General features: G+C 64.6%; 12 protein-coding genes. 9 read left to right on the top strand and 3 right to left on the bottom strand.

The genetic code is table 11. The annotated features are described in order from the left end of the window. Nucleotides 1–38 precede the first annotated feature (38 nt). Entirely contained in the window at nt 39–941 is a 903-nt protein-coding gene (locus QFZ83_RS26540; protein ID WP_307511325.1) for a LysR family transcriptional regulator, read from the bottom strand. 108 nt (nt 942–1049) lie between these two features. Here QFZ83_RS26540 and QFZ83_RS26535 point away from each other — a divergent pair, with 108 nt between their 5' ends. Together QFZ83_RS26535 and QFZ83_RS26530 are read left to right on the top strand one after the other, a co-directional pair. Further along, the gene (locus tag QFZ83_RS26535; protein WP_307511323.1) at nt 1050–1391 is read left to right on the top strand and encodes an alpha/beta hydrolase; all 342 of its coding nucleotides are present in this window, start codon (nt 1050–1052) and stop codon (nt 1389–1391) included. A gap of 216 nt (nt 1392–1607) precedes the next feature. Beyond that, nucleotides 1608–1976, top strand: a complete 369-nt coding sequence (locus QFZ83_RS26530; RefSeq protein WP_307511321.1) for a DUF4148 domain-containing protein — start codon at nt 1608–1610, stop codon at nt 1974–1976. An 80-nt stretch (nt 1977–2056) separates the two neighbouring features. Here QFZ83_RS26530 and QFZ83_RS26525 read toward each other — a convergent pair whose 3' ends face one another. Both QFZ83_RS26525 and hemB read right to left on the bottom strand, forming a co-directional pair. Continuing rightward, nucleotides 2057–3235 carry a magnesium transporter CorA family protein gene (locus QFZ83_RS26525; RefSeq protein WP_307511318.1) on the bottom strand — a complete coding sequence of 393 codons (1179 nt, stop codon included), beginning with the start codon at nt 3233–3235 and terminating at the stop codon, nt 2057–2059. Between the two features lie 65 nt (nt 3236–3300). Continuing rightward, nucleotides 3301–4287, bottom strand: a complete 987-nt coding sequence (gene hemB, locus QFZ83_RS26520) for a porphobilinogen synthase (RefSeq protein WP_307511317.1) — start codon at nt 4285–4287, stop codon at nt 3301–3303. A gap of 370 nt (nt 4288–4657) precedes the next feature. Here hemB and QFZ83_RS26515 point away from each other — a divergent pair, with 370 nt between their 5' ends. The 7 genes from QFZ83_RS26515 to rpsG all read left to right on the top strand — a co-directional run bounded on the left by QFZ83_RS26515 (nt 4658) and on the right by rpsG (nt 9706). After that, complete coding sequence (locus QFZ83_RS26515; protein WP_307511315.1) at nt 4658–5086, top strand: CopD family protein; 429 nt, start codon at nt 4658–4660, stop codon at nt 5084–5086. A gap of 5 nt (nt 5087–5091) precedes the next feature. After that, entirely contained in the window at nt 5092–6216 is a 1125-nt protein-coding gene (locus QFZ83_RS26510) for a VanZ family protein (RefSeq protein ID WP_307511313.1), read from the top strand. Between the two features lie 36 nt (nt 6217–6252). After that, a complete protein-coding gene (locus QFZ83_RS26505) occupies nt 6253–6606 on the top strand; it encodes a ferredoxin (RefSeq protein WP_307511311.1) in 354 nt (117 codons plus the stop codon). Between the two features lie 70 nt (nt 6607–6676). Then, the gene (locus QFZ83_RS26500; RefSeq protein WP_307511310.1) at nt 6677–7309 is read left to right on the top strand and encodes an alpha/beta hydrolase; all 633 of its coding nucleotides are present in this window, start codon (nt 6677–6679) and stop codon (nt 7307–7309) included. 40 nt (nt 7310–7349) lie between these two features. Beyond that, complete coding sequence (locus QFZ83_RS26495) at nt 7350–8519, top strand: D-alanyl-D-alanine carboxypeptidase family protein (protein WP_307511309.1); 1170 nt, start codon at nt 7350–7352, stop codon at nt 8517–8519. A 183-nt stretch (nt 8520–8702) separates the two neighbouring features. Then, entirely contained in the window at nt 8703–9080 is a 378-nt protein-coding gene (rpsL, locus tag QFZ83_RS26490; RefSeq protein WP_013543948.1) for a 30S ribosomal protein S12, read from the top strand. A gap of 152 nt (nt 9081–9232) precedes the next feature. After that, complete coding sequence (gene rpsG, locus QFZ83_RS26485; protein WP_013543947.1) at nt 9233–9706, top strand: 30S ribosomal protein S7; 474 nt, start codon at nt 9233–9235, stop codon at nt 9704–9706. Nucleotides 9707–9728 lie beyond the last annotated feature (22 nt).

Genomic DNA, 9728 nt, shown 5'->3' with positions numbered 1-9728 from the left:
GCGCAAGAAAAAAGCCCGGTCTGTGCCGGGCTTTTTTATTACTTCTTGAGGCCCGGCGCGTCGCCTACGCGGGTCTGAAGAAAGTCGAGCAGCGCGCGCAGGGCGGCACTGTTGTGGCGCCGCTGGAGATAGGCGGCCGACAGCCACATGTCCTTGCGCGTGTAGTCCTGCAGCACCGGCACGAGCTCGCCGTGCTCGATGTGCGATTGCACGAGGATCGAGGGCAGGTAGATCACGCCGAAGCCGCGCATTGCGACCCGGATCAGCGGTGCGCCCTCGGTGCAGTCCATGCGGCTCTTGACGTGCACGTCCAGCGGCTCCCCGCCATCGTCGAAGCGCCACACCGGCTGCGCACCCAGCAGGGAGTGGGTCAGGGCGTCGTGGCCGGCCAGCTCGCGCGGATGCTCGGGCTTGCCGTGCTTCTTCCAGTAGACCGGCGAGGCGCAGACCACCATCTGCATGAGGCGCAGCTTGCGCACGATGAGATTGGCGTCTTCGACGGGGCCGCTGCGGATGTCGACATCAATGCCTTCCTCCGCGAGGTCGACCGTGCGATTGGTCAGCTGCAGGCTGATGCTCACGTCGGGGTAATAGCGCATGAAGTCGGCCAGCAGGTTGGGAAACTCGCCGTTGCCCATGCCGTGCGGGGCCGAAATCCGGAGGCGCCCGGCGGGTTGGCTGGCGCGGTCCTGCAGCTCAGCCTGGGTGAGCTCCACCATTTCGAGCACCGGGGTGCTGCGATCGAGCAGCAGCTGACCGGCATCGGTGAGGCTCACGGAGCGGGTGGAACGGTTAAGGAGCCGCACGCCGAAGCGCGTTTCGAGCTCGGCCACGTATTTGCTGACGGTGGCTTTCGACATGTCGAGCTTCTTGGCCGCCTGCGAGAAGCTGCCGTGGGAGGCGACTTCGCGAAAGGTTCTGATCAGATCGAGACTGTCCATGTCTAAGAGCCCATTGTTTCCGTTCGAGGAACGCGGTGGTTCGATTCTCCGGCGTTTTTCTTAGGCGACCTGCGCCACACTCGCACCAAGCGCCGAAGGAGCCGAACCATGAACACCCCGAACATCATCGCCGTTGCCGTCCTGTCGATCCTGACCGCCGTCGGCGCACACGCACAGGGTTTCGAGCCGGTGCAGCCGCTGAAGATCGTCGGGAGCCGAGCCCAGTTGGAAGCCGAAGGGGCAGCGGCTGCGCGGGGCGGCAATGTCTACGGCGACGTCGTGGCCTCGCCGCTGACCACGCCCCCGAGCCAGCTCGATCGCGCCTCGGTCCGTGCGGAAGCCGTTGCCGCGGCCCACGCGCCGAACCAGAACCTGGACCGGCGCGCCTTCGCAAACAGCGAAGTGCCGCCGCAGTTCCAAGGGCGGCAAGACGCGCGTCCGGGCCGCTAGACCGAAGAATTCAGATTTCTAAAAAGGCCGGGGCCGCGTGTGCGACCCCGGCCTTTCTCGTTTGCATGCCTATGTGTCCACATTGTTTCAATAGAGGAAACACCGTGTCTCTGATCCGAGCGTTTTATCTAGGGAATTTCGTCTGACACTCGCCGCACAGGCAAGCGACCGAGCAAGCCTGGTGGACAAACCATCCGACGAACACAAGGAATTGACATGAAGACCTCGCACATCCTCGCCGCCGCTGCTCTGACCCTCCTGGCCGCTACTGGCGCCCAAGCCGAAACCTACCAAGGCGTGAACACCGCCGTCTCGACCAAGAGCCGCGACGAAGTCAACGCTGAAGCCGTGCGCGCCGCAGCGGCTCCGAACCAGAACGTGACCCGCGGTTCGCGCGGCCCGGAAACGGTCGCCGTGTCGAAGGACCGCGCCATCGTCGAAGCCGAAGCTGTTCGCACCTCCTACGCTCCCGACCAGAACGTGACCTCGGGTTCGCGCGTCAACAGCAAGGTCGTCTCGACCATGGTCAACCCGATGGACGCACGCGTTCAAGCCCAGCAAGGCACGGGCGCTACCGCCAAGTAATAAAGAATCCGCCTCTCGGGGCAGTTCGGCAAGAAGCCACGCGAGAGCGTGGCTTTTTTCGTTGGGCGGGCAGTTGGTTGTCAGCGCGTTCGCGCGAGGTAGCGCTTGCGCCAGAACACCAGCACCAGCAGCACCGCGATGACCAGCATGGCGGTCATCGCGATCCAGAAGCCGTCGGCCTTGTGCACCAGCGGAATGAACTCGAAGTTCATGCCGAAGATCCCCGCGATCAGGTTCAGCGGCAGGAAGATGGCGGTCAGCACCGTGAGCACCCGCATGATGTCGTTGGCGCGGTGGCCCTGGACGCTGAAGTGCATCTGCACGGCCGTCTCGGCGTTCTGCTCGAGCCGGTGCACGTGGTGCACCACCCGCTCGATGTGCTCCAGCACGTCGCGGCTCCTGATCATGATGAGCTCCCGCTCGCGCTGCTCCGCGTCGCCCTTGGGCGGCGGCAGGGTTTCGAGCGTGTCGATCCAGTCCTGCATGGCGGCGCGCTGGTCTTCGCAGATCTCGTCCAGGTGGTGCAGCGACTGCCGCGCCTCCATCAGCGCCCCCCAGTTCGTGAAGCGGCTGCGCGGATCGATCAGCTCGGTCTGCCAATGGTCGAGCTGCTTGGTGAGTTCGCGCCGCAGGTCCAGGTAGCCGTCGACGATCTGGTTGATGACGCGCAGCATCAGGTCCGAAGGCCCCGTGGGCGCGCGCGTGGAGGTCGCGCGCACGTCCAGCGCTGGGGCGCCGCGGTCGTCGGACGACCCGGCCGCAAGCAGCCGCGCGGCGAAGGCATCGCGTACCGCGCCGTCCTCGGGATGCACCGAAAGCAGCACCCGATCGAACACCGCGAAGCCGACCGGACGGGTATCGACGCGGCGCAACACGGGTGGGCCGCCCCGGGATTTGGGCGCCGCGGTGGTGGCGGCGGGAATGGGCGGCGCTTCATTGCCATTTCCCTTGCCGTTGCCCAGCGCGGCCTGCCCCTGGCTGGTCGCGAGGCGCCGGAACACCAGCACGTCGTACTGCGAGGTGTAGTCGTAGTGCGAGGGCAACTGGTCGTTGAGCAGGTCGGCCACGTGCAAGTCCACCAGCTGGGTCTGGCAGAGCGTCTGGAGGATCTGCTGCACCTCGGCGAGCGAGGCGCGAAATTCCTCGCGCGTGAGCGAAATCCAGAGATACCCGCTGGCGGCGCACGCACCCGGCACGGCCAGCGGCGTAAGCGCCGGGTGCTCGCTGACCTGCGAGCGGTTGATTTCGAAGATACGCATCGCCCTGCCTTGGTTTTCTTGTCTATCTGCCTTGGTCGCCCATATTCAATGGGCTCAGGCAGCTATTAACTTTGTAGCAGACGCGCAGCGTCAAGGGCAAAGTACGTGAGCACGCCATCGGCACCGGCCCGCTTGAAGGCCAGCAGGCTTTCGAGCACCACGGCATCGTGGTCGAGCCAGCCGTTCTGGGCGGCGGCCTTGAGCATCGCGTACTCGCCGCTCACCTGGTAGGCGAAGGTCGGCACGTGGAATTCGTCCTTCACGCGGCGAACGATGTCCAGGTAGGGCATTCCGGGTTTGACCATCACCATGTCGGCACCTTCGGCGATGTCCAGAGCCACCTCGCGCAGCGCTTCGTCGCTGTTGCCCGGGTCCATCTGATAGACCTTTTTATTGCTCTTGCCGAGCGTCGCGGCCGAGCCGACGGCATCGCGGAAGGGGCCGTAGAAGGCGCTGGCGTACTTGGCGCTGTAGGCCATGATGCGCGTGTGAATGTCGCCGCGGGCTTCCAAAGCGGTGCGGATGGCGCCGATGCGGCCGTCCATCATGTCGCTGGGCGCCACAATGTCCACGCCAGCTTGCGATTGTGTGAGTGCCTGCTTCACCAGCACTTCGACGGTTGCGTCGTTGACGATGTAGCCGTTGTCATCGAGGAGGCCGTCCTGCCCGTGGCTGGTGTAGGGGTCCAGGGCCACGTCGGTCATTACGCCGAGTTCGGGGAAGCGCGACTTGAGGGCGGCGACCACGCGGGGAATCAGTCCGTCGGGGTTGAATGCTTCGTCGCCGGCCGGGGTCTTGAGGCTCGCGTCGATCACCGGGAACAGCGCCATTACCGGGATGCCCGCCGCCACGCATTGCTCGGCAACCGGCAGCAGCAGGTCGAGACTCAGGCGCTCCACGCCGGGCATGGAGGCGACGGCATCGCGCCGCTTTTCGCCTTCCTGCACGAACACCGGATAGATCAGGTCGTTGACCGTCAGCGTGTTCTCGCGCACCAGGTTGCGGGTAAAGGCGTCCCGGCGCAGGCGCCTTGGACGGCCGGCGGGGAACATGGCAAGGGGGGAGTGAGGGCGCGTCATAATCCCGAAAATTGTGCCTGAAGCCTTCCATCGCCGTGTTGTCGCCTGCGAGACAAGTTGTCTGACAACTACGGAAATTCGTAGCTATAAAGTTCTAAATAATTAGTTATGAATTGCAAAGAAAATGGCGCATTCGCTTGAAACCTTGTTTCGTCTTTGTTAAATTCTGAAGCGGGCGGCTTGCCGCTCCCCGCTTTTCCTCCCTGAGCGGGTGCCTTGATGTGTGACAGCAAAAGGGCTTCCCAGCCCGACGTGAAGACGTCGGGCTTTTTTTTGTCCGCGGCTTTCCGGGCGTTACGTGACGGTCCCGTGCGCCAGCGCGGTGCGCCACTAAACTGCCGCCATGCTCTGGGTCAAATCTCTCCACATCGTCTTCATCGCCAGTTGGTTTGCCGGGCTTTTCTATCTGCCGCGGATCTTCGTGAACCTTGCGATGGTGCCCCCGGAGTCGGTCGCAGAGCGTGAACGCCTGTTGCTCATGGCGCGCAAGCTGCTGCGCTTCACCACCTTCCTGGCCGTTCCGGCGCTGGGCTTCGGCCTCTGGCTTTGGCTGGGCTACGGCATCGGCCGCGGGCCGGGCAACGGATGGATGCATGCCAAGCTGGCCCTGGTGCTGGTAGCTATCGGCTATCACCATGGCTGCGCAGTGCTGTTGCGCCGTTTTGTGGCGGGGGGCAACCGGCGCAACGATCGCTGGTACCGCTGGTTCAACGAGCTGCCGGTGCTGCTGCTGCTCGGCATCGTGATCCTGGTCGTCGTCAAGCCGTTCTGAGCCCGATGGACACGGTGGAGAAGCCGCACAAGTCCGCCGCGCTTCCCCTCGCGCTCGCCTATGCGGCGTTGATCGTCTACGCCAGCCTCTATCCCTTTGCCGACTGGCGCGACCAGGGCATTGCGCCCTGGGCCTATCTATCAGCGCCGTGGCCCAAGTACTGGACGGGTTTCGACTTCGCAATCAATGTCGGGGGCTACGTACCCTTCGGCTTCCTGTGCGCCCTGGCGGTGCTGCGCACGCGCCGAACTGCAGGTGTCGGCGGCGCGGTGCTGCGAGCCAGCGTGGCCGGCGCGGCGATCGCCTTCGCGATGGAGACGCTGCAGAGCTACCTGCCCGTGCGCATTCCTTCCAACGTCGACCTGGGACTGAACACGGCCGGCGCGGTCATCGGTGCCGTGCTGGCGGTGGGGCTCGAGCGGCTGGGGGCGGTGGCCCATTGGGGCAGGGCGCGCTCGCAATGGTTCATCGAGGATTCGCGCGGTGCCCTCGTGCTGCTGGCGCTCTGGCCGTTTGCCTTGCTGTTCCCCGCCGCCGTCACCTTCGGGCTGGGCCAGGTGTTCGAGCGGCTGGAGGTCGCGATTTCCGAATGGCTGCTCGACACGCCCTTCATCGACTGGTTGCCTGTGCGCCAGTTCGAGCTCGAGCCGCTGGTGCCGGCGGTGGAGTTGCTGTGCGTGATGCTTGGCGCACTGGTGCCGTGCCTGTTGGGCTATCTGGTGGCACGCACGGTGGTCCAGCGCGCGGTGCTGCTCCCGCTGATCTTTCTGGCGGGTTTTGCCGCCTCGGCGCTGTCAGCGGCCCTGAGCTACGGGCCCGCCCACGCCTGGGCGTGGCTGGATCTTCCCGTCCAGGTCGGCATGGCGGCTGCGCTCGTTGCTGGCGTGCTGCTTGTGGCCGCGCCGCGCCGGCTGTGTGCGGCCCTGCTGCTGGTGGGGCTCGTGCTCCAGTTGAGCCTGTTGAACCAGGCACCCGAGAGCGCGTACTTCGCGCAGACCCTGGCCACCTGGGAGCAGGGGCGCTTCATCCGCTTCCATGGGTTGGCCCAGTGGTTGGGATGGATCTGGCCGTTCGCGGTGCTGGCGTACGTGGTGGCAGCCCTGTCGCGCCGGGGGCGGCTCGCGGCGTAGCCCCGGGCGCGAGGCCGCGGTCACTAAAATCGACCGATGCCCAGTTCTACTTCTGCCGCGCCGTCCGGCTACTACGGCCGCCACATCTTCTTCTGCCTCAACGAACGCAAGAACGGCGAAGACTCCTGTGTCATGCACAACGCACAGGAAGGCTTCGATCGCTGCAAGGCGAAGGTGAAAGAAGCGGGGCTCTCCGGGCCCGGCAAGGTGCGGGTCAACAAGGCGGGCTGCCTGGACCGCTGCGCTGGCGGGCCCGTGGCGGTGGTGTACCCCGAAGCCGTCTGGTACACCTTCGTCGATGCCGACGACATCGACGAGATCGTCGAGTCGCACCTGAAGAAAGGCGAGGTCGTCGAGCGGCTCCTGCTGCCCGCCGACGTCGGACGCTGAACTTTCCCGCGGACGCTTCGCTCGTACCGTGCTCCCGACCGGCGCTGCCGGCCCGCTCACCCACCTTGCCATGAACTCCCAGACCGAAAAGATCAGCCTCCAGGGCGCTGCCGGCGCAATCGAGGTGCAGCGCGACCAACCTGCCGGCACCCCGCGCGGCGTCGCTGTGATCTCCCATCCGCACCCGCTGTTCGGCGGCACGATGGACAACAAGGTCGTGCAGACCCTGGCGCGCGCTTTCGTGTCGTGCGGCTGGACGACGGTGCGCTTCAACTTTCGCGGCGTCGGCGCCAGCGAAGGCGTGCACGACGAAGGGCGCGGCGAGCTGGAAGACATGCTGAATGTCGTCGGCCAGTTGGCGCCCGAAGGTCCCCTGGCCATTGCCGGTTTCTCGTTCGGCGCTTTCGTTGCCTGCGGCGCTGCCGAAAAGCTCTGGGCCGCGCGCGACATCCAGCAGGTCGTTCTGGTCGGCACGGCTGCCGCGCGCAACACCGTCGCCACGCTGCCCGTCGAAGCCCACGATCGCATGCTGGTGGTCCACGGCGAAGCCGACGACACCGTGCCGTTGGCCGCCGTGATGGAGTGGGCGCGGCCGCAGTCACTTCCTGTCACGGTTATTCCCGGGGGCGGCCATTTCTTTCACGGACAATTGCCGCTGCTCAAAAGTTTGGTTGCCCGCCACCTCCGCGCGGGCATTGAATGAAAGCCTCACGGGCTTGTTTTCGTCTCTTCTCATCCTCCCCATGAATCGTTTTTTCAATGCGCTCCGCGCACTGGTGCTGACCGCCGCTGCCTCGGTCGGCGTGATCGCCGTCGCCCAGGTGCCGGCACCGCCCGAAGTCGCCGCGCGCAGCTACCTGCTGCTGGACGTGACCGCCAACCAGATCCTTGCGCAGAAGGACATCGACAGCCCGGTGGAGCCGGCCTCGCTCACCAAGCTGATGTCGGCCTACATCGTGTTCGACGCGCTGCGCGCCAAGAAGATCACGCTGACCCAGACCTTCCCGGTCAGTCCGCGCGCCTGGAAGATGCCGGGCTCCCGCATGTTCATCGATCCGAAGATGCAGGTGCCGGTCGAAGACCTGATCAAGGGCTTGATCGTGCAATCGGGCAACGACGCCACGGTGGCGCTGGCCGAAGGTGTGGGCGGGACGGTCGAGCATTTCGTCGAGCTCATGAATGCCCAGGCCAAGGCGCTGGGCATGAAGAACACCAGCTACAAGAATCCCGAGGGCCTCACCGCGCCCGGCCACACCACCACGGCGCGCGACCTGAGCATCCTGGCGACCCGACTGGTGCGCGATTTCCCTGAGGAAGCCAAGTACTACGCCATCAAGAAGTACCGCTACCCGGGCACGCCGTCGACCAACGACACGAACCGCAACCTGCTGCTGTTCCGCGATCCGACCGTCGACGGCCTGAAGACTGGCCATACCGAAGCCGCCGGCTACTGCATGATCGCCACCGCCAAACGCGATTTCCCGAACCTGACCGGCGGCCGCCGCCTGCTGTCAATCGTGCTGGGTGCCTCGAGCGAGACCGTGCGCGCCAATGAATCGCAGAAGCTGCTGAACTGGGGCTACACGGCCTACGACGCCGTCCGCCTGTTCGACGCCGGCCAGCCGGCCGCCACGCCCGCGGTCTGGAAGGGCAAGGAAAACGTGCTGAAGCTGGGTCGCCCGGAAGCCATCGTCGTTGCGGTCCCCGCCGGCTCCGCCAGCAAGATCAAGACCCAGGTGGCGCGTCCCGACCCGCTGGTGGCGCCGTTCACCAAGTACCAGGCCGTGGGCTCCCTCAAGGTGACGCTGGACGACCAGCCGGTGGCCGACGTGCCGCTGGTGGCCCTGGAAGCGGTCGAGCAGGCGGGCATCTTCGGCCGCGCTTGGGATGCCGTCCGCCTCTGGATCAAGTAAGAGGGCGGGGCAAGGCGGGCGCGGGCTGCGCCTGACCTTGCCGTTTCAAGCCTGCCTGCTATACTCGTGGGCTTTTCGGAATTTTCCGAAGGGTTTCACGTTTTCGTTATTCCCGGCTTCTCTGAGTCACGACCAGGGGCGGTTTCACCACCAGGGCCGGGTTGTTTTGGGACTAATTCATTCATGCCAACCATCAATCAACTGGTGCGTCAGGGTCGAACGGTCGAAAAGATCAATTCGAAGAGCCCTGCCATGCAGAACTCGCCGCAACGTCGCGGTGTCTGCACCCGCGTCTACACCACGACGCCTAAGAAGCCCAACTCGGCGCTTCGTAAAGTTGCCAAGGTCCGTCTGACCAATGGCTTCGAAGTCATCTCCTACATCGGCGGCGAAGGCCACAACCTGCAGGAACACAGCGTCGTGCTGGTTCGCGGCGGTCGTGTCAAGGACTTGCCCGGTGTTCGTTACCACATCGTGCGCGGTTCGCTCGACTTGCAAGGCGTGAAAGACCGCAAGCAGTCGCGCTCCAAGTACGGCGCGAAGCGTCCCAAGAAGGCTTAAGCCTTTTTCCTGTCGTCAAAAACAAACGGTGTTCGGTTGCCTTGGCGGGCACATCGAACGAAGTGACCCAATCCCGGGTCGAGTAAGTGAGAGTCCTGACTGGCTCTCGCGGTACCGGAAACGGTGCCAACTGAAGCAAAGAGGTTAGAAAAATGCCACGTCGTCGCGAAGTCCCCAAACGTGAAATCCTGCCGGATCCCAAGTACGGCAATGTCGAGCTGTCGAAATTCATGAACGTGATCATGGAAGGCGGCAAGAAGGCGATCGCCGAGCGCATCATTTATGGCGCGCTCGACTTCATCGAAAAGAAGAACCCTGACAAGGACCCGCTCGAAGCTTTCACCGTTGCCATCAACAACGTGAAGCCGATGGTCGAAGTGAAGTCGCGCCGCGTCGGTGGTGCGAACTACCAGGTGCCGGTCGAAGTCCGTCCCGTCCGTCGCCTCGCCCTGTCGATGCGCTGGATCAAGGAAGCCGCTCGCAAGCGCGGTGAAAAGTCGATGGCCCTGCGTCTGGCCAACGAACTCATGGAAGCCACGGAAGGCCGCGGCGGCGCCATGAAGAAGCGCGACGAAGTGCACCGCATGGCAGAAGCCAACCGCGCTTTCAGCCACTTCCGCTTCTAAAAATCAAACTTCGCTTGGGCGT

Source organism: Variovorax sp. W1I1 (assembly GCF_030815625.1).
GTDB lineage: Bacteria > Pseudomonadota > Gammaproteobacteria > Burkholderiales > Burkholderiaceae_C > Variovorax > Variovorax paradoxus_C.
The sequence above is the reverse complement of the archived record's forward strand: the minus strand, read 5'-3'. Positions and strand labels throughout refer to the sequence as shown.

Bases quoted from the DNA above. Each gene is read 5' to 3' on its own strand.
- QFZ83_RS26540 (WP_307511325.1), bottom strand. From the start codon at position 941: ATGGACAGTCTCGATCTGATCAGAACCTTTCGCGAAGTCGCCTCCCAC.
- QFZ83_RS26535 (WP_307511323.1), top strand. From the start codon at position 1,050: ATGAACACCCCGAACATCATCGCCGTTGCCGTCCTGTCGATCCTGACC.
- QFZ83_RS26530 (WP_307511321.1), top strand. From the start codon at position 1,608: ATGAAGACCTCGCACATCCTCGCCGCCGCTGCTCTGACCCTCCTGGCC.
- QFZ83_RS26525 (WP_307511318.1), bottom strand. From the start codon at position 3,235: ATGCGTATCTTCGAAATCAACCGCTCGCAGGTCAGCGAGCACCCGGCG.
- hemB (WP_307511317.1), bottom strand. From the start codon at position 4,287: ATGTTCCCCGCCGGCCGTCCAAGGCGCCTGCGCCGGGACGCCTTTACC.
- QFZ83_RS26515 (WP_307511315.1), top strand. From the start codon at position 4,658: ATGCTCTGGGTCAAATCTCTCCACATCGTCTTCATCGCCAGTTGGTTT.
- QFZ83_RS26510 (WP_307511313.1), top strand. From the start codon at position 5,092: ATGGACACGGTGGAGAAGCCGCACAAGTCCGCCGCGCTTCCCCTCGCG.
- QFZ83_RS26505 (WP_307511311.1), top strand. From the start codon at position 6,253: ATGCCCAGTTCTACTTCTGCCGCGCCGTCCGGCTACTACGGCCGCCAC.
- QFZ83_RS26500 (WP_307511310.1), top strand. From the start codon at position 6,677: ATGAACTCCCAGACCGAAAAGATCAGCCTCCAGGGCGCTGCCGGCGCA.
- QFZ83_RS26495 (WP_307511309.1), top strand. From the start codon at position 7,350: ATGAATCGTTTTTTCAATGCGCTCCGCGCACTGGTGCTGACCGCCGCT.
- rpsL (WP_013543948.1), top strand. From the start codon at position 8,703: ATGCCAACCATCAATCAACTGGTGCGTCAGGGTCGAACGGTCGAAAAG.
- rpsG (WP_013543947.1), top strand. From the start codon at position 9,233: ATGCCACGTCGTCGCGAAGTCCCCAAACGTGAAATCCTGCCGGATCCC.